We start from the raw sequence: 25553 nt of genomic DNA on the forward strand, positions 1-25553 counted from the left end.
TCCCTTGATATTTCTCACACAAACGTTGCAAGTATTCTTTCGTATACATTACAAATACACTGACAATATCTAAGTAATTCAAGTTAAATCTTGACATAACTCTCAAAAACTAGACAAATACCCGCCTATTTGTTAATGTAATGTTGAATTCAATACTTCGACATCAAAGCATTTATTAGCAAGGACTGCTATATAGATACTTTCTCGGTATTGGCTCTTATATTGGAAACCTCAAGTAGGACTTATGGATAAAGAAAAAAATAACCAAACTGTGCATTCGGTAGGAACCGATGATTACAGTATAAACACGACCGATTATCAAATTGGTCAAGACAATATTCAAAAATGGGGCTTTGATATTCATAACCCAGTTTTCGGAACTAGCGCATTTTTGATTTTTGCCTTCCTCGCCGCTGTACTAATCGTTGATCCAGCCACAGCAAAACAAAGTTTAGATTTAGTAAAAAACTCCATCTTTGAAACCTTCGACAGCCTCTTTATGTGGTCTGTGAACTTCTTTTTAATTTTCTCACTTATTTTAATCATCTCACCACTGGGTAAAATTCGCCTAGGTGGTAAAGATGCAACCCCTGACTTTTCAATCCCTTCTTGGCTTGCAATGCTATTTGCTGCCGGTATGGGGATCGGTCTACTTTTCTGGGGCGTTGCTGAGCCTGCTGCGTATTATACCGATTGGTATGGCACGCCATTTAATGTAGAGCCAAACACACCAGAAGCTCGTTCACTTGCGCTTGGCGCAACAGCTTTCCACTGGGGTATCCACGGTTGGTCAATTTATGCTTTGGTTGCCTTGTCATTGGCATTTTTTACCTATAATAAAGGTTTGCCACTGTCAATGCGTTCAATCTTCTACCCAATTTTAGGCGATAGAGCTTGGGGTTGGTTTGGTCATGTGATTGATATCATGGCAGTGCTTGCAACCCTATTTGGTCTAGCTACCTCACTTGGGCTTGGCGCGCAGCAAGCAACCAGCGGGATTAACCATGTGTTTGGCACAGATGGTGGCATTGGCATGCAGCTTGGCGTTATTGCATTTGTGACCGGTCTTGCGATTATGTCGGTTGTCCGTGGTCTTGATGGTGGTGTAAAACTATTAAGTAACATCAACATGGCCTTTGCATTTGCGCTGCTTTTATTCATTTTATATGTTGGTTTTGATGTCGCAACCTCAGCAGTTCCTGAAATGTTCAAAGCTTACGCTGAAAATATCATTGCCTTTAGTAACCCACATGGCCGTGAAGATAGCACTTGGATGCATGCTTGGACTGTATTCTATTGGGCGTGGTGGATTTCATGGTGTCCATTCGTCGGTATGTTTATCGCACGCGTTTCTAAGGGCCGTACAGTACGTCAGTTCTTAGGCTGTGTTATTTTCCTTCCAACACTTTTAACTATGATTTGGATGGGTACCTTTGGCGGCATCGCGATTGATCAAATCGCAAATAATGTCGGTGAACTTGGTGCCAAGGGTCTAACTGATATTTCATTAACTTTGTTTAATGTTTATGATGCGATTCCATTTAGTAGCGTGTTATCTATTCTGTCGATTGTCTTGGTGATGATCTTCTTTGTGACCTCATCAGATTCAGGTTCATTGGTTATCGATAGTATTACCGCGGGTGGTAAGATGGATGCACCTGTACCACAACGTATTTTCTGGGCAAGTATTGGCGGCGCTATTGCGGGTGCGATGCTTTATGTTGGTGGCTCTGAAGCCCTGCAAGCCCTTCAATCTGGCGTTGTAACAACAGGTCTACCCTTTACGTTTGTGTTACTTATCATGTGTGTGAGCTTAGTTCTTGGACTAAATTCAGAACGTCCTTTGTATGCGAAAGTGCCAAAAGATGTGACTGCAAAATAAATAAATCACTCACATAACGAGCAGCGATATAAGCTCGATAAAAAATCCCCACAAGGCTTCATGCTCAGCATGAAATCAAATGGGGATTTTTTATTTCAGTCGTTTAAGCCACATAAACAGCTAACTTGACGAAAGTCTTGAATAGAGCATTCAAGCTAATGCTAGATCAGCAAGACGCGGCAACGCAGTCATAGCACCTTTTGCTGTCGTCGCAAGGCCGCCACAACGATTTGCTTGCTTCACAGCTTGCATTACATTTTGTTTATCTTGCCAGTTATCATAACGAGATAAAGCTGCCAATAATCCACCAACAAAGGCATCACCAGCGCCAGTTGTATCCACAACATTCACTTTATCTGTTGGCACTTGAAAGGCGTCACCTTTTAAGATAACCAAGGCTCCAGCCGCGCCTTGTGTGATCAGCACTAAATCTAAAGCAAAGCTCTTATTTAACCAGTGAATGCCAGTCTCCAAAGTATCTTTGCCGCTTAGAAAACAAAGCTCCTCTTCTGAAAATTTCACTACATTGGCAAGCTTAATCGCCTCACATACAACAGGAATAATCTCACTTTGATCGGCCCACACTTCTTCACGTAAGTTTGGATCAAAAGAAACAAAACCTTGTGCATCTCGCATAGCTTGCATCGCATTTAAACTCGCCTCACGTGAAGGTTGATTGGCAAGTGCTATTGAACATAAATGTAACCACTGCCCTTTTTCAAAGACAGGCACGTCTGTCACTTGCATAAACTGATCTGCACTTGGCTTAACCATAAACGTAAAGCTACGTTCACCAGTGTCATCCAAATCAACTAATACGGTTGAAGTACGATGCTCAGGATCAAGATATAGATGCGCGCAATCAACGCCTTCCTCTCTAAGAACTTGCTGCATGAATTTGCCAAGTGGGTCAAGCCCAACACGCCCAAAAAAGCTAACATCACCACCGAGTCGTGAAATGCCAACAGCAACATTCGCTGGAGCGCCACCCGGACACTTTAGATAGTGCGCTCCACCATCTGGGATTAAATCTACCACTGCATCACCAGTGAGCCATACCTTTGCTTGATTGGACTGCATAATACTTCCTATGATTATTTTATGTTTACGTTAACATTCTAATTTATTTCAGTTAGAATTAATCTAATTTTTCCATTATATATTCTAAAAATTCAGATCAAGATCTCAAAAAGAACGATATCCAATTTAAATTAATCAAAAACGCTAGGCATACACACTTTTTTTGCTTAAATTTAGACAACCCTACAAATATAACGTTAACATTTTACAATTCAATTTGTTAACGTTAACAATAAAAAGAGCATTAAACATGAAAAAATTTCAACGTAACTATGTCCTACTTAGTGGTGCTTTATTCTTCTTCTTTGTGACTTGGTCATTTTGGTTTTCTTTGTTTCCGATTTGGTTAAAACAGCACTTAGGCCTAAACGGCACTGAAACCGGGATCATTTTTTCAGTCAATGCCATCGGTGCACTATGCTTTCAACCCTTTTACGGTTATATCCAAGATAAACTGGGACTCAAAAAGCACCTAGTACTCCTTATAAGCGTGATGTTAATTCTCTCTGGTCCATTTTTTGTCTTCGTTTACGGGCCCCTTCTAAGTACCAATATCTACCTCGGTGGTGTCCTTGGCGCCCTATACCTTGGTGGTGTTTTCTTTGCTGGGATAGGTGCACTCGAAACATATATCGAAAAAGTGAGTCACATTAGCAACTTTGAATTTGGACAAGCAAGAATGTGGGGGTCACTTGGTTGGGCATTTGCAACCTTCTTTGCCGGTCAACTGATTAATATTAATCCACATTATAACTTTTACCTTGCGAGTTTATCTGGCATATGTTGTTTCTTATTCGTGCTTGCAGTGCGTTATGACAACACAAGCAGCACCACCAAAAGTGTATTAGATAGCCAAGCCCAAAGTTTATCGTTTAGTGATGCGCTTGAGCTTCTAAAAATGCGTAAATTCTATGCTTTTGTCTTATATATCATCGGCTGTGCCTGCGTCTACGGTGTCTATGATCAACAGTTTTCGGTGTATTTTGCGCAGCACTTTGCTACTGAAGCAGAAGGCAACCGCATGTATGGTTACTTAAACTCATTACAAGTGTTCCTAGAAGCCGGCGGTATGTTCCTCGCGCCATTTATCGTCAACAAAATTGGACCAAAGAAAGGTTTAATCTTTGCTGCGAGTGTGATGGCATTTCGTATCATAGGATCGGGTGTGGTTGATTCAAGTGTTGGGATTTCATTAATGAAACTGCTACATGCTGTTGAACTTCCAATATTACTCATTTCTATCTTCAAATACTTCAGTGAGCACTTTGATAATCGCCTCTCTGCAACCTTATATCTATTTGGCTTTAACTTTGTCGGCCAAGTATTTACAAGCTTTTTATCACCTATTGTTGGACAAGCTTACGATCAAATTGGCTTTGGTCAGACATATATTTATCTAGGTTGTAGCGTCGCATTCTTTGCCTTTGTCTCAATATTCACACTAGAAAATTCAAATCCGAAAATACATAAACAAACAGAGAATTTAGACGCGTCAAACAATACCCAATCAAATGATCTTGTGACGGATAGACCACTTTCACAAAACGCATAATTACCAAAGGATTTTTTATGACTTTAAGTACAGATACGCTGCAAGCAGCTCGCGCAGCTAAAACACCGCAAAATAGCCCATGGCGCTTGGGATATCATATTCAGCCACAACAAGGTTGGATGAACGATCCAAATGGTCTTTGTTATCATCAAGGTCGCTACCACGTGTTTTATCAGCACCACCCAGATTCTTCTAAATGGGGCCCAATGCACTGGGGACATGTTAGCTCTAGCGACTTGATCCATTGGGAACATCATCCTATTGCGCTCTACCCTGGTGAGGAAGGCACTTGCTTTTCAGGCTCTGCGGTCAGCCTTGGTGATGAACTTGCATTAATTTATACCGGCCATCGCTGGCTAAAAGAAGATCATAATGATGACTTTATGAAGCAAGTTCAATGCTTAGCGACCAGTAAAGACGCGATACATTTTGAAAAGCAAGGCGTCGTCATTGATAGCCCATATCGCGCAGATATCGTTCATTTTCGCGATCCTAAAGTCTGGCAGCAAGATGATACCTGGCACATGGTGGTTGGAGTAAAAGAAGGTGAACAAGGAAAAGTTGCCTATTATCAATCAGATGACCTAAAGTCTTGGCGCTTTATTAATACCATTTCCGAGTCCAGTGGGATTGAAGAAGAAGGTTACATGTGGGAATGCCCAGATTTATTCTCATTGGCTGGCAAAGATATTTTACTTTGTTCTCCTCAAGGCATGGCGCCACAAGGTTATTTGCACCGTAACTTGTTTCAAAATGGTTATTTTGTTGGGCAATTTGATACCCAAAGTGGGCATTTTGAGCGTGGTGGCTTTACTCAACTTGACCATGGTCATGATTTCTACGCCTGTCAGACTTTTGCTGCGCCAGATGGTCGTCAAATCGCAATTGGCTGGATGGATATGTGGGAAAGTGAAATGCCAGAGCAAGACTATGGCCGTGCAGGCGCTCTCACCTTACCGCGTGAGCTGACGCTTATCGATGATCATATTTATCAAGCACCGGTTAAAGAGCTTAAGCAGTTACGTCAAAGCACGCATTTAGATCTTCAAAATATTGCAATTGATAGCGGTTACCACCCATTATCGAATGCGAACGGTATGATCCAAAGCAGCCAATATGAAATAGAGCTCACGTTAGATTTACGACAAACCACACCGCAAACAAATAAGAGTAAAGCTGCAGCACCTGAACGTTCTGGGTTGTGGCTACGTTGTGGTCAAACAAGATCAGGCAAATTTGATGAATATACTTACGTTGGTTATGACATGATGAGTGATCGTGTGTTTATTGATCGCAACCATAGTGGTGAAGGCGTTAACGGCATACGTTATAGCCCGAAACTTGACTTAGCTGATGATATTTTAACACTGCGAATTTTTGTGGATAATTCCTCTGTCGAAGTATTTATCGATAACGGCAAATATACCATGACAAGCCGTATTTACCCGCAAGCAGACAGCCAAGGTATTTGTTTAGTCAGTGAAAGTGGCTTAACCCATGTTCAAAGCTGTCAAATTCATCAACTACAAAGTTCAATTGAGAATTTTTAAGCCGTCTTTTGCTCGATAGTTTCGTACATTTAAGGGTTACTTGCCTTGCCAGCCTCTCTCCTCCGGCTGGCTTTTTTCTATTTGTGTCATTTGATTAACAAACTATCACGTGCAATGAATGGACACTCAAGTTGGATAATATCTTGATGCTGACGCTGTTCAATAATATGTAGCGCAGCTTGTTCGCCAATTTGACGATGCGGTAATTCAACTGTAGATAATGCAGGAACAAAAAGCTCCCCCGTATCCACCATATTATCAAAACCAACCACTGAGACTTTTTCAGGGATCTTATAGCCTTGATTTAGCAAATGCATCTGCACTACAAGTGCTAACCTGTCATTGCCACACACCACTGCCTCAAACTCAAACCCTGTTGCTTCCACTTGCCTTATCATATCAATGCCTTGGCGATAGTTTACCGGTGAGTTTAAGGATGCGATATGGGTCTGAATTTGGGTTTGGTTGGCTTGTTCAAACTCATAAATAGCCTTCTCAAAGCCCTGTAGACGCTTTGCCGTTGCCGGTACATTACTTGGCAGCGTCAAATAAAGTAAACGCCTAGCACCAGATGCTAACACAGCTTTCGTCGAGTCATATTGGCCTTGCATATCATTGGGAATATAACTTGCTTGTCGCATATTCAGCGCCACACAGTTGGCAAGCACTAAATCAAAATCTTGCAAACGTTCAGGAAGTTCGACTTCTCGTAACCCCATGGTACAGAAAATCACCCCTGCTGGGTGCTGTGCAAGGACCTTGTCGATAGTTTGATCTGAAGGATAACGCTCAAAGGTATTAATGACGACAGCCTGCCAACCAAATTTCTGTAGCGTTTCTTCAATCGAAGCAATCATTTCGACGGAGAACGGGGTCGTGGCAACCTCTAAGCCAAGAATAACTATGGTATTTTCTTGATGATTCGACACGCCGCGGGAGCGCATCTTCTTTGCTGATTCAAAAGGAACATAATTCAGCGCTTGAATGGCTTGCTGAACTTTCTCTTTCGTCTTATCTCCGACTTTTTCAGGTTGATTGATCACACGCGAAACCGTCATCCAAGAGACACCAGCAAGTTTTGCTACATCTTTTATCGAGGCCATAAGGTTATTATTCGTTTAATTAAAAATGGAATCTAGAAGACTTAGCATAGCATAATAAACCCTTCAGGCATAAAAAAAGCCCTAGCTAAAATAAGCTAAGGCTTTGATTAATAATGGTGCCCCGGGCCGGACTTGAACCGGCACAGCGCGAACGCCGAGGGATTTTAAATCCCTTGTGTCTACCAATTCCACCACCAGGGCATGCAATTATGCAAATGGGTATGACACCATTAATTCTTTATTCACTAAGTGAAATTTTAATTTGGAGCGACATACGAGGTTCCCTATCTCCTAAACCTAAGGCGTGACCTCAAGCTTGGCAGGTTGTGCTCTATATTTCACTTCATTTTTTGTTTGGAGCGACATACGAGGTTCGAACTCGTGACCTCAACCTTGGCAAGGTTGCGCTCTACCAGCTGAGCTAATGTCGCAAATATGACCTAAGCAGCTTGGCTGCAACATTGAAATGGTGCCCCGGGCCGGACTTGAACCGGCACAGCGCGAACGCCGAGGGATTTTAAATCCCTTGTGTCTACCAATTCCACCACCAGGGCACTAAGGCTGACACCTATTTCAACTTAGGTTTCCTAAGCTAAGCAATGACTGCCTTTGCTTGGGAACGAGGTATACTTTACCTGATTTGAAAAATGAGTCAAACAAAAATATCACTCTTTTTTACTGTTTGATTAATTTTAATCCGCTTTGTATAAAAAAGGACTTATTTTGTGAGGTATTGCGCGTTTTTATGCCAATTATCAAGATGATAAGGTTTGTATTTTTTCAATTTACCCTTTTATGATCCAAAGATTTTTTGTTTAAAGTTAGCCTGAAAATCCCAAACCTTATCAAAAATATCTAACACTTGTGGGTCACCATAATGGGAAAGGTTCACCGCATGAAAGACATTTTTTTGCCGTTTCATTTTTGCGACCTGCTCACGTAGTGGTTTAGAATGCTTGGGCGCGATAAAATCTGATACCACAACCAAATCCGCCAGCGCAAACTTTTCTTTTTCCATGGTTTCAAGCGCAGTTTGTAGCGCAGCTTCCAAGTCCGTGCCGCCATGAAAGGTATAAGATAAAAAGTCTGACACTTCACGCAGGCCATCTTGCTTGGTGAGTTCATAACTAATCTGATTTTTTGAAAACATAATCACAAAGCATTCGCGCCCTTGCGCCAGCGCAATTTGCATTAAAGCAAAACTCAGCGCTTTAGCACTGTCTTCAGCAAAGCCGCGCATCGAACCCGACGCATCCAAGCAAATCACAAATGGCCCTTGCTCAACTTGTGGCGAACCGTCACTGCTTTTGTGCGCAGCAACAGGCATACGTTTTCTATGTTTACCTTGCATTTGGTATGTTTGCAGGCGTTTTTCGGCCAAGTGCTGATAAAAAATAACTTCAAGCTCAGGGTAAGCTAAAAACAAAGTTTCATTGGGTAAGAGTTTGTTTAAATCATCACTCACTGTGGTGCCGGTTATATCATCGAGCGCAAATTCACTCACTGCTTCTTGATATTCAGGGCTTGCTGCTTGACTCGTGTCTTCCTCTTCTTCTGGGCTTGCATGGCGCCCGAGTTCCTTGGCAATCTCTAAAAGTTTTGGATTCTTCTTTAAAAATTCCGCATAGGTGCGCATTTTATCAAAATCACCTTGGGTCAAACTACCACTAGCCATGTCCCAAATGCGCCCAAGAATTTTGCTTGAATCATCAATGGCAGAAATCTGCGCCATTTGTTGTAAAGTATGCATTTGCTGTTCAAGCGCCGCAATTTCGCCCTGAGTTTGCGCCTTGACGACGTCTTCTTGCAAACTTTTAACCCTTTCTTCAAGGGCTTGGTGCCATTGCTGGCAAAAATAATGCGGCAGCATCAGGTTTTGCTGAGCGTTGTCTTGAAACAGCAAGCGCTCTGCCGTTTCATAAAAGACAAAAGATGGCTCAAACTCATCCCAAATCGCGTCAATATTATCTATAAATTCTTGCTCGTTGTAATGCACAACCTTTTGATACAGCGCCACTTCTTCTGCCATCGAGGCTTGGGCAAATTGCGCTTCCACTTCTTTGGTCACTTTGCCGCGCCATTTATCAATCTTGCCTTTGAGCAAATCTTTGATATTTTGATTCGCATTCAGCAAATCTTGCAACTGTGAGCGACCTAAAAAGTCATGTACAGCCGCTTCCACCAACTCAGCATCAGCAAGTAATAATGCGAGATCAAGCTCTTCAAGTCCTAACATTTAGTCAAACCTTACTCAAATGCTTCTTGCAGACGTTCTAGACGCTCAAGCATCTCTGTGCAAGAGGTTTGCCCTTGATCTATTTTGCTATTTAATGACTGCAAGCTGGTTTCAATTGCAAGACTCGTCTTGGTTGAAATAAAGTTATGCGGCAATGCTTGGTGGAAGTTATCTTGCGCTACACGTACTTGGCTAACCAGACGTTTAACCTCAGTCGCTGCGCTTTGCACCTTAGTTTGCCATTCTGGGAAGTTTTGCATGCTTGGCATATTTTGACGTACTAGCGTCACAAAAATGCTACGATTCCCAACATCTTTCATGACCAGGTGATTGTCCATATTCAGGCTCACGCTAAGTTTGCGTATATCCGTTTTACGGTTCACATAGCCATACACATCGCCCCCGCCTTCTGCAATCGCTTCATTGAGCGCATTAGCTTCCACATAGACCCAACGCGTATCGCCAGTTTCATGCTCAGATACAGATTGGTTTTGCTGTAAAATCACCAGCTTAACTAAATCCCGTTTTGGCCCAACTTGATAACGTTTGGCATTGCTGAGATCAAATGAAAAGACATCTTTTTTACGCAGCGTCCCTTGGGTATCCACCTGCGCTTTGAGTACAAAGTCATTGACTAAATGGTTTGAAATATCATTAAGCGGATCAAGCACTTTTTCTATGTTCGAAGCGATCTCTTGCTGCTGATAAGCAGTTTGGGTCGCAAAGTCTGTCACCACTTTTGAAACGATGTCTTTTTCTTGAGGACTATTCCATAAGCAGTCTTGTAATAATAATATATCTAAACTATTGATATGATTACGACCATTGAAATAAGCACTGGCTTTTAGAAGTTTAACTGCTTTTTTCCAACGTCTATCTGAAACATATAAAAATTCAGGATCTTGGCTTTCTTTCTCAGCAATGGCTTCAAGCTGAGCTTTAATCCAATACATTTGTTCAAAAATCGTTTCAGTCAGTTCAATCTGATCCAACTCTTGCAGCCAAGTTTGATATTCAATATCTGTCACCGCAAGTTCCGGCGGGATCTGGGCTTCAAGATTAGTGCCATGAGTCAGCATGGCGCGAAAGTTCTTTTTATCTTGAATACGATTAACGAATACACGAATAAGCATGCGATCATACAAAGCTTCAAGACCCGAGTCTTTGTCTGGCAATTCATTTGATGCGCTAATGAGCAGACGCATCGGCACTTTTAAAATATCTTGCCCATTTTTAAAGGTTTTCTCATTAATAACCGTCAGTAAGGTATTTAATATAGCTGGCCCTGCTTTCCAAATTTCATCCAAAAATACCACTTGCGCACTTGGCAAATAGCCATCAATGAGACGTAAATAACGTCCGTTATCTTTAAGTTCTTGTATGCTCAGTGGGCCAAAGACTTCTTCAGGGGTTGAAAAGCGCGTCATTAAATATTCAAAATAGCTCTGGCTTTCAAATGCTTGGATAAGACGCTTGGCGATTAAGCTTTTTGCAATCCCAGGAGGGCCGAGTAAAAATACACTTTCACCAGAAAGCGCTGCAAGCAGACATAAACGCATCGTATCTTCACGTTCATAAACGCCATCAGAAAGAGCTTGAGTGAGAAGTTTTATACGCTGCGCGAGTTTGTCGCCACGCATAATGGGAGAAGATGAAACTTGGGAGTTTTCCATGGCAAGTGCCTTTTTCGAGTAAATTTTGATTTATTTCAAGATAAAACGCTTTAGATGCATTTGCAAGCCTTAAGAAAGGTGTTAGTTTTCAAAGTAACAAATTCTTTTTATTAGATATTTATTATGACGCAGCGTATTATCCATCAATGGAAAACCTTACAACTGATCGAAAAAGAGATCAGGCTTCCAAATCAAAAGACAATCACTCATACCCAACTGCTGCACCCTGGCGCTGCTGTCATTTTGCCTGTTCTCGATACTGGGGAAATTATTATTCTCAAACAGTTTCGCCCAGCGATTGATAAATGGCTCTATGAATTACCAGCTGGCACCATGGAGCATGGTGAAGATCCCCTTACTTGCGCCAAGCGTGAACTAATAGAAGAGTCCGGCTTTGCTGCAAGTTCTTGGCAAGCAATGGGCGCATGCACCCCAATGGCTGGTTTTTGTGATGAAATTCAATATCTATTTTTAGCCAAAGATATCACCCCTTGCGATCAATATACTTGTGATGACGATGAGGTAATCTATGTGGAGCGCATGAGCCTTGCGCAAATTGAGCAAATGATTTGCCAAGATGCTATTACAGATGCCAAAACCATTGCCTGCATCAGCAAAGCTAAACTTTTAGGATACTTAATTTAAAACTTATCAAGGATTTATTATGGATTTTCGTTCCGATACTGTCACCCTTCCTAGCGATAAAATGCGTCAACTCATGGCAAGCGCCCCTGTTGGCGATGATGTATATGGGGATGATCCAAGCGTAAATGATTTACAAACTTTCTCAGCTGAGCGTCATGGTTTTGAAGATGCAATTTTTGTCAGCTCAGGCACCCAAGCGAATTTAATCGGGATCATGGCGCATTGTGAACGTGGCGATGAATACCTATGTGGGCAACAAGCACATAACTATAAATATGAAGCAGGCGGCGCAGCAGTGTTAGGCTCGATTCAACCTCAGCCGATTGAAAATAATCCAGATGGCACCCTTTGTTTTGATAAATTAAAAGCGGCAATCAAAGAAGATGATTTTCATTTTGCCCGCACTAAATTATTAAGCCTTGAAAACACGATTGGCGGCAAAGTCTTACCGCTTGATTACCTTGCCAAAGCCCGCGCTTTTACGCAAGAACATGGTTTGATGCTCCACCTTGACGGCGCCCGTGTGTATAACGCTGCCGTGGCGCTTAATGTAGATATTCTTGAAATCAGTAAGCATTTTGATTCCATGACCATTTGTCTATCCAAAGGCTTAGGCGCGCCCGTTGGATCGCTATTACTTGGCTCACGTGTATATATCCAAAAAGCACGCCGCATTCGCAAAATGCTAGGTGGTGGCATGCGTCAAGCTGGGATTTTAGCAGTAGCGGGTAAGCTTGCTTTAACTGAGCATGTTGAGCAACTTAAAACCGATCATCAAAACGCTGAAACACTTGCCCAAGGCTTAGTGGCAATCAAAGGCATTAAAAGTGACAGCGTCACCCAAAACACTAACATTGTCTATGCCAAGCTTGATGATTCGACTCAGATCCAGCCACTTGCTGAGTTTTTAAATGCGCAAGGGATCCGCATCGGCCGTGATCACCCTATTCGCTTGGTAACGCATCGTGATATTAATGCCCAGCATATCAGCACTTTGCTTACCCAAATCAATGCCTATTTCGCATAAATCTATTCAATATACTCAATTAAAAAAGGAAATTTCATGCACGGCTCTTATGCGTGGTTTTATTGGGCATTGCTTTCTGCTGTTTTTGCAGCCTTAACAGCAATCTTTGCCAAAATTGGCATTGCAAATGTTAATTCAGATATGGCAACTTGGGTACGCACCCTAGTCATTCTTGTGGTATTAAGTGCGTATATTTATCTAACCAAGCAATGGCAAAATCCTACAGGACTGCCACAAAAAACCTGGACCTTCTTGATTTTATCTGGGATCGCGACCGGCGCATCTTGGGTCTGCTACTTTCGCGCCCTGCAAATTGGTGAAGCGTCCAAAGTTGCGCCCATTGATAAATTTAGCTTAGTCTTAGTTGCGATTTTTGCCTGTATTTTCTTAGGCGAGCGTTTAAACCTGAAAGAATGGTTTGGGATAGGACTAATTGCCACAGGCGTCTTGGTGCTGGCGATTAAGAAATAAATAAGCTTTCACAATACAAAAAAGCGAGCCATAGTTTCTCTTTCTTATCGAGAAACTGGCTCGCTTTTTATTCTCTAAATCGCTTTAAGAGTGATTAACCGCGATAATAACGCTGTGGCACAAATGGCATTTTGGTTACTATCATTGGCAGTTTCTTGCCACGCACATCGGCAAAAATTTCTGTCTCAAGGGCTGCAAATTCAGTTTTTACATACGCCATAGACACAGGTTTACCAGCTGTTGGGCCTGCGGTGCCACTGGTGACAACACCAATTTCATTGTCATCCGCATCATAAAGTTTCACGCCTTCACGTACTGGCGCTTTGGTTTGACCCACCAAGCCGACACGTTTACGGCTCACTGCTTTAGTTTCGATTTGCTCAAGAATGACTTTATCACCAATAAAGCCGCCCGCACGTTCGCCGCCAAAGCGACGGTTTTTGCTCACCGCCCAAAGCAGACTGGCTTCCACTGGCGTTGTCGTCGTGTCTAAATCATGACCATATAAACATAATCCGCACTCAAGGCGTAGTGAATCACGCGCGCCCAAACCAATCCACTGCACTTCATCTTCAGCAGTTAGTTTTTGCGCAAGATCAGCAGCATGCACGTTAGGAATTGAAATTTCAAAACCATCTTCACCTGTATAACCAGAGCGGCTCACGATGCAATCAATCCCTGCAACCGTTAATTGCTTAACATCCATAAAGTGCATAGTGCTCACTTCTGGTGCAAAACGAGCTAGCACATCGACAGCTTTTGGGCCTTGCAAGGCAACCAATGCGCGGTCTTCAATCACTTCAAGGGTGACAGATTCTGGTAAATGCGCTTGCAAATGAGCAATATCTTGCGCTTTACATGCAGCGTTTACCACCACGAATAAATGATCACCAAGGTTTGCCACCATCAAATCATCCAAAATGCCGCCTGCTTCATTGGTAAAAAAAGCATAACGCTGCTTACCTTGCGGCAAATCAATAATATCTACAGGCACAAGTGCTTCTAAGGCTTTGGCTGCATCTGCGCCAATTAAACGCAATTGACCCATGTGTGAAACATCAAATAAACCTGCAGCATCACGCGTATGCAAATGCTCTTTTTTCACCCCAAGACCATATTGCACCGGCATCTCATACCCTGCGAAAGGCACCATTTTTGCGCCCGCATCCAAATGGGTTTGATATAACGGGGTTTTTAATGTTTGCTCTGTCATTTTTCTCTCCATGAGTCATAAAAAAAGGGCCTACCTCGAAAGATAAGCCCTTGAAATAAAATATTAATTGTTAGTCTTTAACCGTGACATCTTTTCCTTGGAAATAGTCTTTGGTCAAACTCACAACTACTGGGCTCAGTAGAACAAGTGCGATTAAGTTTGGCACAGCCATCATCGCATTAAGTGTATCGGCAAGTAGCCAGATAAAGCTTAGAGAGCTCATTGCGCCAACTGGGATAGCAAGTACCCAGATAATGCGGAACACCTTAATGGCTTTTACGCCAAAGAGATATTGCACACATTTTTCGCAGTAGAAACTCCAACCTAAAATAGTGGTAAAGGCAAACACAGCCAGTGCAATTGCCACAATAATATTACCAAATGAGAAACTTGCGCCAAATGCCATTGACGTTAAGGCCGCGCCTGTTTCACCGCTTGTCCATGCGCCAGAGAGTACAATTGCAAAACCTGTGATCGAACATACAATGATGGTATCAATGAATGTGCCAAGCATTGCAATTAAACCCTGACGTACAGGATCTTTTGTTTTCGCTGCTGCGTGAGCAATCGGCGCACTACCAAGGCCGGCCTCGTTTGAGAACACGCCACGTGCCACACCAAAGCGAATTGCAGCCCAAACTGCTGCGCCAGCAAAGCCACCTTGCGCTGCAACCGGTGTAAATGCACTTTTAATAATCAGCGCAAATGCTGCTGGAACTTCTGTGATATTCGTTGCCACAACCCAAAGGCCCGCAACAATATAAAAAACAGCCATCAGTGGGACAAGTTTACCTGCCACTTCTGAAATGCGCTTGATACCACCAAGTAATACCGCGCCCACAAGCACCATCAATACAAGGCCAGTCACCCAACTTGGTACGCCGAAGTTTGTTGAAAGTGCGTCTGCAACTGAGTTTGCTTGTACGCCGTTACCAATACCAAAGCCTGCAACCGAGCCAAACAATGCAAACAGGCCGCCAAGCCATGCCCACTTGCTCGACAAACCATTTTTGATGTAATACATCGGGCCGCCGACATAGTTGCCATGCTCATCTTTTTCACGAAATTTTACTGCGCATACCGCTTCTGAATATTTCGTCGCCATGCCGACAAGCGCGGTGCACCACATCCAAAAAAGTGCGCCTGGGCCACCCAGTGCAATAGCCGTTGCAACCCCAGCAATGTTACCTGTACCGATCGTTGCTGAAAGAGAGGTCATAAGTGCGTTAAAAGGTGAGATATCCCCCGCTTCCGCTGTTTTTTCACGCCCTTTCCATAACAGCTTAAAGCCCATGCCTAATTTTTTAACTGGCATAAATTTAAGGCTGACCATCAAGAAAAGGCCTACCCCTAAAATCATCACCAGCATTGGTACGCCCCAGACGACGCTGTTTATCGCACCAACAATATTGGTTAACGTTTCCATGTTTACCTCGCTTCCATTCATTAAAAACAAAAAGTATAAATAAAATGTCTAACACAGAAATTAAAGCAAGAAACTTGCCAACTTTTCAATATGTTAGATAAAGATATAAATTCACATTCTATTTACATACTCTTAGCATTAATTGTTTTGAAAACCAAGTTTTTGGGCGTTATTTCAACTTTTAAGTCTAACTTTTAAGCCATCTCTCTCTTTTTTGAACCGAATATTTGACATATTCTAAATTGTTGCTAACTAATGAATTATTAATTGCACTATTTTAGTGCTAATTGTGATATTTTGGTGATGCTTTATTTGGTTCCGCACTATTCAAGTGCACTTTATGGCGCCGTCACCCACAAAATCAGTGCATCTTCTACGCTAGTTGAGATCAAGGCATGCCCCATTTGCGCATCATAATAAACGCTATCGCCTTCAACTAAGTGCACCGGTTCATAAAACTCGCTATAAAAATCCACTTCCCCACTTAAGACCAATAAAAACTCTTCGCCATCATGGCGGATCCAATCTTTATAGGTATCAAAATGGCGCGCACGAATTCTACTTTTAAACGGCACCATTTTCTTATTGGAAATTTCTGTTGCCAGTAACTCATGCTCATACGTTGGGGTTGGGTGAGGTTTACCTTTATTTTTTAAAGTGATATCACGGCGACCAGAGGCAAGGGTCTGCTGCGGCGGTTCAAAGATTTGCGGGATCGCCATATCTAAACCTGAAGCTAATTTTTGCAACGCTTGGAAGGTTGGGGAAATTTGAGAGTTTTCTATTTTTGACAAAGTTGAACGCGCTAATCCACTACGCTGACTCGCCTCTTCAAGCGTTAGTCCCATTTGCGTACGAATGCTTTTGATTCGCTCACCTAAATCTAAAGGCTGCAAATGTGGATCATTTTTAGTTTGTTGTGGCGTTTGCTTTGCGTCCATCTTGATTCCTTCACCGAGTCGCTTTGCTTGATATATTCCCTTCATCAAAAAGGTCTACACTGATTATGCTTAGGTTTTCTTTTTACATTTCACATCACATTTGTGGTTATTTTTAGAGTAAACCTAGGCACAAATATGAAGCAAGTCACAGATTCAAAAAATTTGAATTCAACCATGCTTTTAGAAAATTTGTTTCTTATTGGAAACTTTTTGTTGAAAATCCTACGCTGTAATCGTATGTTAGGCAACAGAAGTTGTAACTTATTTGCACACAGCAAACGTTTGCTATGAATTTTTAGAATAATTTCTCACCAAAAGGAGAGTGACGAATGGATATGAATTTAAAATTTACCGACAGCCATGAGTGGGTGCTAGACAACGGCGATGGCACAGTCACTATGGGTATTTCTGAGCATGCACAAGAAATGCTTGGCGATGTGGTTTTTGTTGACCTACCAGATGTGGGTGATGAAATCGAAGCTGGTGATTCATTCTCTTTGGTGGAATCGGTTAAAGCCGCATCTGATATTTATGCGCCTGTTTCAGGTGAGATTGTTGAAATCAATGAAGAGTTGGAAGACAGCCCTGAGCTTATCAATGAGTCATCATATGAAGAAGGCTGGATTGTAAAAATTAAACTAAGCGACCCAAGCGAGCTTGAAAATTTAAAACCTGCGCAAGATTACTTAGATTCAATCGAAGAAGACTAAACATTTCAAAAGGTAGGCTCTTAGCGAGTTTGCCTTTTTTTTGATGTTTAAATGCTAAATATTCTCATTTCTCTTATATAGATTTTATTATGTCAAAATTACTCTCTCAGCTTTCAGACAGCAATGACTTTCAGTCACGTCACAATGGCCCTGATGATTCAGAGCAAACACAAATGCTACAACAAATTGGCGTTGCTTCGCTTAATGAGTTGATCGCACAAACCATCCCAGAGTCGATTCGTTTGACCAAGCCATTGCAACTTGACGATGCGCTGAGTGAAGCGAAAATGCTTGAAAAGATCAAAAGCTTTGCTAACCATAACACAGTTGCGCGCAGCATGATTGGCCAAGGCTATTATAATACTTTCACGCCAAATGTGATTTTACGTAACCTCTTTGAAAACCCAGGTTGGTACACGGCTTATACACCATATCAGCCTGAAATCTCACAAGGCCGTCTTGAGTCGCTGTTAAACTATCAACAAATGGTGATGGATTTAACCGGCATGGAGATTGCAAATGCCTCGCTGCTTGATGAAGCAACCGCTGCAGCAGAAGCGATGACCTTGTGCCAACGCGCAGGTAAGAGTAAAAGCAACACTTTCTTCATCGCCAATGACGCACACCCACAGACGATTGAAGTAGTCAAAAGCCGCGCGAAATTCATCGGCTTTGATGTAATCATTGATGCGCCGCAAAAGATTGCTGAGCACGATGTATTTGGCGCCCTCTTGCAATACCCTAATACTTATGGCGAAGCCCATGATTTAACAGAAATTATTTCAGCGGCGCAGGCAAACAAAACACTGGTAACGGTTGCTACTGACTTATTGGCTAGTGTCCTACTAAAACCTGCAGGTGAAATGGGCGCAGATGTCGTGATTGGCTCAGCGCAACGCTTTGGAGTCCCTATGGGTTATGGTGGCCCACACGCTGCGTTTATGGCCACCCGCGAGAAACACAAACGCACCATGCCAGGACGCGTCATTGGCGTATCCATTGATAGCAAAGGCAAACAAGCCCTACGCATGGCAATGCAAACCCGCGAGCAGCATATTCGCCGTGAAAAAGCGACTTCAAATATCTGTACTGCGCAGGCACTACTTGCCAACATGGCAGGTTTTTATGCTGTCTATCATGGCCCACAAGGGTTAACTAAAATTGCGCGTCGCGTGCATCACTTTACCCATATCTTAGCTAAAGGTTTACAAGCAGCTGGGATCAAACGAATTGGTAACGCCTTCTTTGATACTTTAACCCTTGAAACTGGCGCTGATACGCAAGCTTTCTATCAAGCTGCTGCGGACAAAGGCATTAACTTACGCCGCTTTACCAGTATCGGCCGTGATGATTTACTCGGCATTAGCCTTGATGAAACGACTGAGCTGCAAGATATTATCGATCTTTTCGAAATCTTTAACATCTCTGCTGATGCAGTTGAGCTTTCTGCGCAAATTGAAGCCGATGAATACAGCCAACTTGGCGGTTTAAAACGTGAATCAAGCTTCTTAACGCATCCTGTGTTTAACACCCATCATAGTGAAACACAGCTCATGCGTTATTTAAAAGCGCTTGAAAATAAAGATTTTTCATTAACCCATGGGATGATCCCACTGGGCAGCTGCACCATGAAATTGAACGCAGTCGCAGAAATGCTCCCTGTGTCTTGGCCTGAGTTTGCACATATCCACCCTTTTGCCCCAGCGAAGCAAGCCAAAGGCTATCAACTGCTAGCAGATTCACTTAAAAAGCAGCTGTGTGAAATTACGGGTTATGATGCATTTTCACTTCAGCCTAACTCTGGCGCATCCGGTGAATATGCTGGTTTGGCTGCGATTTTGCGTTATCACGAAAGTCGCGGTGAAGGCCATCGTAATGTCTGCCTTATCCCAAGCTCTGCGCACGGCACGAACCCTGCCACAGCGTCTATGCTGTCACAAAAAGTTGTTGTGGTGAAATGTGATGACAAAGGCAACATCGACCTTGAAGATTTAGCTGCAAAAATTGAAAAACACCAAGAAAACCTTGCGAGCATTATGATCACCTACCCATCAACCCACGGTGTGTATGAGTCAAATGTGCAAGAAGTTTGTGACATGGTGCATGCAGCCGGCGGTCAAGTTTATCTTGATGGCGCCAACATGAATGCGCAAGTGGCTCTCACATCGCCAGGCTTTATTGGCTCTGATGTGTCGCACCTAAACTTGCATAAAACATTCTGCATTCCACATGGCGGAGGCGGCCCAGGTATGGGACCAATTGGGGTAAAATCTCACCTTGCACCTTTCTTGCCAGGTCACATTGAAAATGGTGTAGAAGGCAAAGATCACGCACTTGCGGCAGCAGACCTAGGCAGCGCTTCAATTTTGCCAATCTCATGGGCATATATCAGCATGATGGGTGAAGCAGGCTTACGCTCAGCAACCGAGCTTGCTATTTTAAATGCAAACTATGTGATGGAGCGTCTGCGTGAGCATTATCCTGTGCTTTATCGCGGTGAAAACGGCCGCGTGGCGCATGAATGTATTATTGATATTCGTCCGCTAAAAGAAGCGACTGGCATTAGCGAAGAAGACATTGCGAAACGTTTAATGGATTATGGCTTCCACGCTCCGACTATGTCTTTCCCTGTTGCGGGCACTTTGATGATTGAACCAACAGAATCAGAAGACAAAGCTGAGCTAGATCGTTTCTGTGATGCGATGATTGCGATTCGCGAAGAAATGGATAAGGTGAAAAATGGTGACTGGCCATTGGATGATAACCCGCTCGTGAACGCGCCGCATACCCAAGCTGATTTATCTTCCGATGAATGGGCGCATCCGTATTCACGTGAACTTGCTTGTTTCCCAAGTGCGCAAACTAAAGCGAGCAAGTACTGGCCGACGGTGAACCGTGTGGATAATGTATATGGTGACCGTAATTTAATTTGCTCTTGCCCTAGTATTGAAAGCTATGAGTAATTCATACATAAATAATTGAAAAATAAAGAGCCCTAGGTGTTTGAAGTCCTAGGGCTTATTTTTGATTAGGCTATTTTTATATAAATCAATGACATAAAAGCAATAAGACATATTTACCTGTCTCTCGCCAACAATAGGTGAAGCTGGCTTAAGGATTTTGGATCTAGTTTAAACTTTAGTCTGGTTAACTCTAAGCAGATAGAAGAATAAATAACCTTTAAATTACTTCTGATAATTTACCCCCATCTAACACACATAAATTATCTTGACTGATATCTTTAAGTAATTGTTGTTTATCACGTAAAAAAACTTCACTTAAATTTGGTATTCCAATACGATGAGAGTGCTTCAACTCTATGATAGTAACACTTCCAATTGGAAATGATGCATCCAGTTCTTTTTCAATAGCAAACAGTCCTATACCATTCGGCTCAACATTATAGTCACCACTATCTATTATATGTCTAACAACACAGTTTCCTGCAGTAGATAGTTCATAATCACCTATATTAACTGTTGTACTGTTCATTTTAAAATCAGAGTAATCTCTTCTATAAATATAAACGACTGCTTTTCCCTTTACTGGATTAAACTGTAATAACTGATTATATTCAGCGCTTCCTTTATTTTCTGAAGGTAGAGCAACAACGCATCCCGTTAGTATAAATGACATAATTAGAATAATATAAAGATTCATTTCTTCCTCACAATTTAAATCTAATTAATTCCATAGTTAAGATAACAAAACCTATAACCCTCATATTTACATGACAATAAGGCACTTAGATTATAGGTAGTAATCTTCGTTATTTTCGGATAAAAATAGATTTTTTTAATGTAAGATTCTGAAATTTATAAAATTGCGATATAGAACATAGATGATAAGTGCTATTAATCTTGCTGATTTATTACGTCAACTCAATATCTGCAATAGATTAACTCTGCAGTCATATTACAGGTAAAAAAGCCACCGTGTGGCAGCTTTAATATTTGAATAGATAGATTTTTTAAGGGCAGTATTTGTAATCACTACTATTATCAGTATTTAAACCTCACGCTCAGATAAAACATCCTTCAATGCAAACATGCCATTTAATGCAGCAGGAAATCCTGCATAAACAGACATTTGGATAATCACTTCTTTGAGTTCATCTTCTGTGCAACCGACATTTAAGGCGGCATGGAGGTGTACTTTTAATTGCGGCTGACAATTACCTAAGGCTGTCAAAGCTGAAACTGTGGCAATCTCTCTTAGCTTCAAGTCAATGCCTTGACGCGAGTATATATCACCAAATGGGTATTCAATTGTGTATCTTGCTAAATCAGGACTAATAAATTGCAAGCTATCAATCACCTTCTGGCCTGCCTCGCCATCAATCTTCAGTAATTGTTCTAAACCTTGGTTAAATCGGAAATTATCCATCTGTGTACTCCTTGATTAATTTAGGAGTAGCTTACAAGTTAGAGTTCACTCTAAGTCAACGCACTTTTCCGCTTTTATATAAATTAATTTTTTCGTCTAAGGCATGAAGGCCTTCATTTTGTATTCTTATGCTCTCAATAAGGTTCTTTTTATGGTTTTCCAATAAGATTTGACGTTCCGGCAATGTAGCCGAGCCAAGTTCTCTTAGTTGTGCGTATTCTTTGATGTTCTCTAAGGGCATGCCCGTATCTTTAAGGCGCTTAATAAAATGAACCCAGCTTAAATCCTTTGCTGAATATACGCGATGCCCACTACAATTTCTTTGAACATGTTTAAGCAGCCCAATTTGTTCATAATAGCGAAGTGTGTAGGCAGATAAACCCACTTTAATGGAAAATTCCTTCATGTTCATTGTATCACCTTCTGAATAACGCCATATTAATCCCTTTCTTTGGCCGGCACATTGCTAAACAACCGATTTCTATTTTTTCATCGCTGTAATAATTAACATCATGGGTCTTCTCAGTTCATCCTGCCAGCCCATTTTCTCAATCATTTCATTTGATGGTTTTGGCTCTGACACTGAGCGTATTTCAAAGCATTGAGCTAACAAAGTGCTTATATGGGTTTCGAGTGTGCGGTGGTATTTCACGACTTCACTACCTAAAAATTCAGTTTTTCTTAAGCCTTCGTGAAAGTAGTTATCCAAAGGCCAGTGCTGAATCTCACCATTTTGATAATGCCAATCTTGTGAACTGTTTGACGTAAATATCGGATGTTCAACTGAATAACAAAAATAGCCTTTAGATTTTAATAACTTGGATGCTTTATGAAATGTTGCATTGAGGTTTTCAACATAATGCAAAGCAAGGGAGCTGAATATGACATCAAATGATTCATCATCTGCTTTAAAATCCTCGATGGCGCAGCGTTCAAAGCGCACATTTTTTGCACTGGTTAGCTCACGCGCTTTGATTAACATTTTTTCCGACAGATCGATGCCAACGACAGACTCTGCGCCTTGCTCAGCAGCAAACTGACAATGCCAGCCGTACCCACAACCTAAATCAAGAATCCTTTTTCCTGACAAAGGTGGCAAATGTGAGCGAAATACCTCCCATTCACCAGCTGATTTTAAGCCATCGATTGAACGTGGCATTTTAGAATAAGATTCAAAAAAAACCGGATCATCATATTTATTTTGCTTCATTAGTATCAAACCTAACTAAATTATCTGGATATATACAACTGAAAACATTCTTATTGAACAAGTTTTAAGGAAGGTCATTAAGTCAGCCCTAAAACACGCTGAATAAAAACTAATTTTTTTCGCCGATAGTCATCCTCAGGCCAACCTTTACAACATAGTTTTAGTTCATTGTACTCTTGAGCTAACTTAGGACTTTCACGCAGTTTGTTTCTAAAACTCACAAATAGATCAAACTCTTGCCCTATCGCCACAACTTGGAAGGCAACCTCCTCTTTAGAAGAGCTTTCTAGCATACAAAGTTTTGAAGTTCTCAATGTATCAGATTTCTCATGGAAACCTAAAGTAGAAAGCAACACGACGGCTTCCTCTAATTGATTCGCATCAACGCCGATAAGTATGTCGAGATCGCCCTTCGATACAGCATTTGGAATGGAAGAAGCACCAATATGCTCAATGACGGCATCTGGGAGCAAAGCTTTTATCTCGCGTTCGTATTTTCGATATAAATCTTCACAAGATGCCTGATACTCGTCAGGTTTATAGAACTTCATATTCATTTAACCTTGGTTTTTTAGCATCTCTTCAATCTCATTAAGGCTGGATGGATCATCAATTGTCGATGGTACGATATAATCCTCACCATCTGCAATTTGGCGAATAACCCGACGTAAAATCTTACCTGATCGTGTTTTAGGTAATTTTTCAACCACCACGGTATGATGAAAACAAGCGACCGCACCAACTTCATTGCGAACTTTTTGCAGTAGCTCATCCTCTAAGCTGTCATAATCTATCTGCACGCCATTTTTAAGCACAACAAAACCCAATGGCAGTTGACCTTTAAGCTCATCATGCATGCCAACAACGGCGCATTCAGCAACCGCAGGATGACTGCCAATGACTTCTTCTAACTCCCCTGTAGATAACCTGTGTCCGGCAACATTAATGACATCATCAATTCTCCCCATAATGTATAGGTAGCCATCTTCATCCATATAACCGCCATCACCTGAAACATAAAAACCAGGGAATTGCGTTAAATAGCCTTCTTCAAAACGTTGATGATTGTTCCAAATCGTTGGTAAACAGCTTGGTGGTAAAGGACGTTTTATTGCGACAAAGCCTTGTTCATTTGGCCCTTGCTTTTCACCCATTTCATTTAAGATCACCACTTGATAACCAGGGGTAGGCACAGTAGATGATCCCGCTTGACAGGCATAGGTTCAATGCCTAAAAAGTTACTCGAAATCGCCCAACCGGTTTCGGTTTGCCACCAGTGATCAATCACTTGTTTTTTAGTGTGTTCGCCAACCCATGACAAGGTTGGAGGATCAAGCCGCTCACCAGCCATAAAAATGCTATTTACAGAAGACAAACGATAATCTTTCAATAATTGCCCTGTGGGGTCTTCTTTTTTGATTGCTCGAAATGCAGTCGGCGCAGAAAAAAGAATATTGACTTGATATTCATCGCACACTCGCCAAAATGCGCCTGCATCAGGCGTTCGCACTGGCTTCCCTTCATATAAAATCGTTGTACAGCCATGAATTAAAGGGGCATACACAATATATGAGTGACCAACCACCCAGCCCACATCGGAAGCTGCCCAAAACACACCATCTTGTGGCATGTCGTAAATCGCTGACATGGAATACTTCATCGCCACCGCATGTCCGCCATTATCACGCACAACACCTTTCGGTTTACCTGTTGTACCTGAGGTATACAAAATATAAAGCGGATCGGTTGCCAAAACAGGGACACAATCATGAGGCTGTGCTTGGTCAACTTGCGCTTGCCAATCATGATCATGGGCTTGATTGAGTTTTGCGGACATTTGTGGTCGCTGATAAACCACCACAGCGGATGGCTTCCATGTACTTAGTTGAACGGCCTTATCCACTAAGGGTTTATATTCAATAACTTTTTCAATTTCAATCCCACAGGATGCAGTTAAAATAACTCTCGGCTGCGCATCTTCAATTCGAACAGCTAGCTCATTGGCAGCAAAGCCACCAAAAACGACCGAATGAACTGCGCCTAAGCGCGCGCACGCAAGCATCGCCATCACAGCTTGTGGGATCATTGGCATATAAATCACCACTGTATCGCCTTTTTTAACTCCATACTGAGCTAACATTCCAGCAACTTTTGCAACTTCATCGCGCAGTTGTGAAAAGGTATATTGCGCTTTGGTTTGAGTGACGGGCGAGTCATAAATAAGTGCGAGTTTATCGCCGCGCCCCTGCTGACAATGTACATCTAAGGTCAGCCAAGACGTATTGAGCACACCATCGCTATACCAGCGTTCAATACCATGTTCGTCCTTGCTTAAAATCTTAGTAGGGAACTCAAACCAATCTATCTGCTGCGCTTGCGCTTTCCAAAATGCTTCAGGCTGCTGCTGCGCGGTTTGATACTCTTGTTGATAATTTGACATCCTTGCTC

19 protein-coding genes, 3 tRNA genes and 2 pseudogenes are annotated in these 25553 nt (G+C 42.0%); 8 read left to right on the forward strand and 16 right to left on the reverse strand.

The window, feature by feature from the left end:
* Positions 1 to 244: 244 nt before the first annotated feature.
* Positions 245 to 1882 (forward strand): BCCT family transporter, encoded by a 1638-nt coding sequence (locus tag AC2VOY_RS15610; protein WP_491833564.1) that lies wholly within the window; start codon positions 245 to 247, stop codon positions 1880 to 1882.
* Positions 1883 to 2032: 150 nt separating this feature from the next.
* On the opposite strand, the gene cscK is transcribed toward AC2VOY_RS15610, so the two are convergent.
* Entirely contained in the window at positions 2033 to 2962 is a 930-nt protein-coding gene (gene cscK, locus AC2VOY_RS15615) for a fructokinase (protein ID WP_491833566.1), read from the reverse strand.
* 250 nt (positions 2963 to 3212) lie between these two features.
* Between cscK and AC2VOY_RS15620 the strand changes: the two genes are divergently transcribed.
* Together AC2VOY_RS15620 and AC2VOY_RS15625 are read left to right on the forward strand one after the other, a co-directional pair.
* Positions 3213 to 4514, forward strand: a complete 1302-nt coding sequence (locus AC2VOY_RS15620) for an MFS transporter (protein ID WP_491833568.1) — start codon at positions 3213 to 3215, stop codon at positions 4512 to 4514.
* A 17-nt stretch (positions 4515 to 4531) separates the two neighbouring features.
* A complete protein-coding gene (locus AC2VOY_RS15625) occupies positions 4532 to 6064 on the forward strand; it encodes a glycoside hydrolase family 32 protein (protein WP_491833570.1) in 1533 nt (510 codons plus the stop codon).
* An 86-nt stretch (positions 6065 to 6150) separates the two neighbouring features.
* Here AC2VOY_RS15625 and AC2VOY_RS15630 read toward each other — a convergent pair whose 3' ends face one another.
* From AC2VOY_RS15630 to AC2VOY_RS15655, 6 genes are all read right to left on the reverse strand, one after another.
* Positions 6151 to 7167 (reverse strand): LacI family DNA-binding transcriptional regulator, encoded by a 1017-nt coding sequence (locus AC2VOY_RS15630; RefSeq protein WP_491833571.1) that lies wholly within the window; start codon positions 7165 to 7167, stop codon positions 6151 to 6153.
* Between the two features lie 114 nt (positions 7168 to 7281).
* A tRNA-Leu gene (locus tag AC2VOY_RS15635) sits at positions 7282 to 7368 on the reverse strand.
* A gap of 154 nt (positions 7369 to 7522) precedes the next feature.
* Positions 7523 to 7598, reverse strand: a tRNA-Gly gene (locus AC2VOY_RS15640).
* A gap of 36 nt (positions 7599 to 7634) precedes the next feature.
* Positions 7635 to 7721, reverse strand: a tRNA-Leu gene (locus AC2VOY_RS15645).
* Between the two features lie 239 nt (positions 7722 to 7960).
* Positions 7961 to 9403, reverse strand: coding sequence for a VWA domain-containing protein (locus AC2VOY_RS15650; protein WP_491833573.1), 1443 nt, complete (start codon positions 9401 to 9403; stop codon positions 7961 to 7963).
* Positions 9404 to 9414: 11 nt separating this feature from the next.
* Positions 9415 to 11076, reverse strand: a complete 1662-nt coding sequence (locus AC2VOY_RS15655) for an ATPase RavA domain-containing protein (RefSeq protein WP_491833575.1) — start codon at positions 11074 to 11076, stop codon at positions 9415 to 9417.
* 123 nt (positions 11077 to 11199) lie between these two features.
* Between AC2VOY_RS15655 and AC2VOY_RS15660 the strand changes: the two genes are divergently transcribed.
* Genes AC2VOY_RS15660 through AC2VOY_RS15670 form a run of 3 tightly spaced genes read left to right on the forward strand, consistent with a single transcriptional unit; the run spans position 11200 to position 13219 of the window.
* Positions 11200 to 11721 (forward strand): NUDIX hydrolase, encoded by a 522-nt coding sequence (locus tag AC2VOY_RS15660; protein ID WP_491833577.1) that lies wholly within the window; start codon positions 11200 to 11202, stop codon positions 11719 to 11721.
* 19 nt (positions 11722 to 11740) lie between these two features.
* A complete protein-coding gene (gene ltaE, locus AC2VOY_RS15665; protein WP_491833579.1) occupies positions 11741 to 12748 on the forward strand; it encodes a low-specificity L-threonine aldolase in 1008 nt (335 codons plus the stop codon).
* A gap of 36 nt (positions 12749 to 12784) precedes the next feature.
* Positions 12785 to 13219: an EamA family transporter gene (locus AC2VOY_RS15670; RefSeq protein WP_491833581.1), complete on the forward strand. Its 435-nt coding sequence runs from the start codon at positions 12785 to 12787 to the stop codon at positions 13217 to 13219.
* Between the two features lie 94 nt (positions 13220 to 13313).
* Here the strand turns inward: AC2VOY_RS15670 and gcvT are convergent, their stop codons facing one another.
* The 3 genes and pseudogenes from gcvT to AC2VOY_RS15685 all read right to left on the reverse strand — a co-directional run.
* Positions 13314 to 14432, reverse strand: coding sequence for a glycine cleavage system aminomethyltransferase GcvT (gene gcvT, locus AC2VOY_RS15675; protein ID WP_491833583.1), 1119 nt, complete (start codon positions 14430 to 14432; stop codon positions 13314 to 13316).
* A gap of 70 nt (positions 14433 to 14502) precedes the next feature.
* Positions 14503 to 15858 (reverse strand): alanine/glycine:cation symporter family protein, encoded by a 1356-nt coding sequence (locus AC2VOY_RS15680; RefSeq protein WP_491833585.1) that lies wholly within the window; start codon positions 15856 to 15858, stop codon positions 14503 to 14505.
* A 338-nt stretch (positions 15859 to 16196) separates the two neighbouring features.
* Positions 16197 to 16754 (reverse strand): annotated as a pseudogene (locus tag AC2VOY_RS15685) (helix-turn-helix domain-containing protein); the annotation flags it as partial.
* A gap of 374 nt (positions 16755 to 17128) precedes the next feature.
* Between AC2VOY_RS15685 and gcvH the strand changes: the two are divergent.
* Together gcvH and gcvP are read left to right on the forward strand one after the other, a co-directional pair.
* Positions 17129 to 17509: a glycine cleavage system protein GcvH gene (gcvH, locus tag AC2VOY_RS15690; RefSeq protein WP_491833587.1), complete on the forward strand. Its 381-nt coding sequence runs from the start codon at positions 17129 to 17131 to the stop codon at positions 17507 to 17509.
* A gap of 89 nt (positions 17510 to 17598) precedes the next feature.
* A complete protein-coding gene (gcvP, locus tag AC2VOY_RS15695) occupies positions 17599 to 20472 on the forward strand; it encodes an aminomethyl-transferring glycine dehydrogenase (protein ID WP_491833589.1) in 2874 nt (957 codons plus the stop codon).
* 217 nt (positions 20473 to 20689) lie between these two features.
* Here gcvP and AC2VOY_RS15700 read toward each other — a convergent pair whose 3' ends face one another.
* The 6 genes and pseudogenes from AC2VOY_RS15700 to AC2VOY_RS15725 all read right to left on the reverse strand — a co-directional run bounded on the left by AC2VOY_RS15700 (position 20690) and on the right by AC2VOY_RS15725 (position 25545).
* Positions 20690 to 21169 carry a hypothetical protein gene (locus tag AC2VOY_RS15700; RefSeq protein ID WP_491833590.1) on the reverse strand — a complete coding sequence of 160 codons (480 nt, stop codon included), beginning with the start codon at positions 21167 to 21169 and terminating at the stop codon, positions 20690 to 20692.
* 348 nt (positions 21170 to 21517) lie between these two features.
* Entirely contained in the window at positions 21518 to 21895 is a 378-nt protein-coding gene (locus tag AC2VOY_RS15705) for a carboxymuconolactone decarboxylase family protein (protein ID WP_491833592.1), read from the reverse strand.
* Positions 21896 to 21950: 55 nt separating this feature from the next.
* Positions 21951 to 22307, reverse strand: a complete 357-nt coding sequence (locus AC2VOY_RS15710) for a MerR family transcriptional regulator (protein ID WP_491833594.1) — start codon at positions 22305 to 22307, stop codon at positions 21951 to 21953.
* A 69-nt stretch (positions 22308 to 22376) separates the two neighbouring features.
* Positions 22377 to 23105: a class I SAM-dependent methyltransferase gene (locus tag AC2VOY_RS15715; protein ID WP_491833596.1), complete on the reverse strand. Its 729-nt coding sequence runs from the start codon at positions 23103 to 23105 to the stop codon at positions 22377 to 22379.
* A 77-nt stretch (positions 23106 to 23182) separates the two neighbouring features.
* Positions 23183 to 23656 (reverse strand): GrpB family protein, encoded by a 474-nt coding sequence (locus tag AC2VOY_RS15720; protein WP_491833598.1) that lies wholly within the window; start codon positions 23654 to 23656, stop codon positions 23183 to 23185.
* 6 nt (positions 23657 to 23662) lie between these two features.
* Positions 23663 to 25545, reverse strand: a pseudogene (locus AC2VOY_RS15725) (propionyl-CoA synthetase).
* Positions 25546 to 25553 lie beyond the last annotated feature (8 nt).

Source organism: Vibrio sp. KMM 9700, assembly GCF_058545285.1.

Coding starts and splice junctions, on each gene's coding strand:
- AC2VOY_RS15610 (WP_491833564.1), top strand. CDS start 245: ATGGATAAAGAAAAAAATAACCAAACTGTGCATTCGGTAGGAACCGAT.
- cscK (WP_491833566.1), bottom strand. CDS start 2,962: ATGCAGTCCAATCAAGCAAAGGTATGGCTCACTGGTGATGCAGTGGTA.
- AC2VOY_RS15620 (WP_491833568.1), top strand. CDS start 3,213: ATGAAAAAATTTCAACGTAACTATGTCCTACTTAGTGGTGCTTTATTC.
- AC2VOY_RS15625 (WP_491833570.1), top strand. CDS start 4,532: ATGACTTTAAGTACAGATACGCTGCAAGCAGCTCGCGCAGCTAAAACA.
- AC2VOY_RS15630 (WP_491833571.1), bottom strand. CDS start 7,167: ATGGCCTCGATAAAAGATGTAGCAAAACTTGCTGGTGTCTCTTGGATG.
- AC2VOY_RS15650 (WP_491833573.1), bottom strand. CDS start 9,403: ATGTTAGGACTTGAAGAGCTTGATCTCGCATTATTACTTGCTGATGCT.
- AC2VOY_RS15655 (WP_491833575.1), bottom strand. CDS start 11,076: ATGGAAAACTCCCAAGTTTCATCTTCTCCCATTATGCGTGGCGACAAA.
- AC2VOY_RS15660 (WP_491833577.1), top strand. CDS start 11,200: ATGACGCAGCGTATTATCCATCAATGGAAAACCTTACAACTGATCGAA.
- ltaE (WP_491833579.1), top strand. CDS start 11,741: ATGGATTTTCGTTCCGATACTGTCACCCTTCCTAGCGATAAAATGCGT.
- AC2VOY_RS15670 (WP_491833581.1), top strand. CDS start 12,785: ATGCACGGCTCTTATGCGTGGTTTTATTGGGCATTGCTTTCTGCTGTT.
- gcvT (WP_491833583.1), bottom strand. CDS start 14,432: ATGACAGAGCAAACATTAAAAACCCCGTTATATCAAACCCATTTGGAT.
- AC2VOY_RS15680 (WP_491833585.1), bottom strand. CDS start 15,858: ATGGAAACGTTAACCAATATTGTTGGTGCGATAAACAGCGTCGTCTGG.
- gcvH (WP_491833587.1), top strand. CDS start 17,129: ATGGATATGAATTTAAAATTTACCGACAGCCATGAGTGGGTGCTAGAC.
- gcvP (WP_491833589.1), top strand. CDS start 17,599: ATGTCAAAATTACTCTCTCAGCTTTCAGACAGCAATGACTTTCAGTCA.
- AC2VOY_RS15700 (WP_491833590.1), bottom strand. CDS start 21,169: ATGAATCTTTATATTATTCTAATTATGTCATTTATACTAACGGGATGC.
- AC2VOY_RS15705 (WP_491833592.1), bottom strand. CDS start 21,895: ATGGATAATTTCCGATTTAACCAAGGTTTAGAACAATTACTGAAGATT.
- AC2VOY_RS15710 (WP_491833594.1), bottom strand. CDS start 22,307: ATGAACATGAAGGAATTTTCCATTAAAGTGGGTTTATCTGCCTACACA.
- AC2VOY_RS15715 (WP_491833596.1), bottom strand. CDS start 23,105: ATGAAGCAAAATAAATATGATGATCCGGTTTTTTTTGAATCTTATTCT.
- AC2VOY_RS15720 (WP_491833598.1), bottom strand. CDS start 23,656: ATGAAGTTCTATAAACCTGACGAGTATCAGGCATCTTGTGAAGATTTA.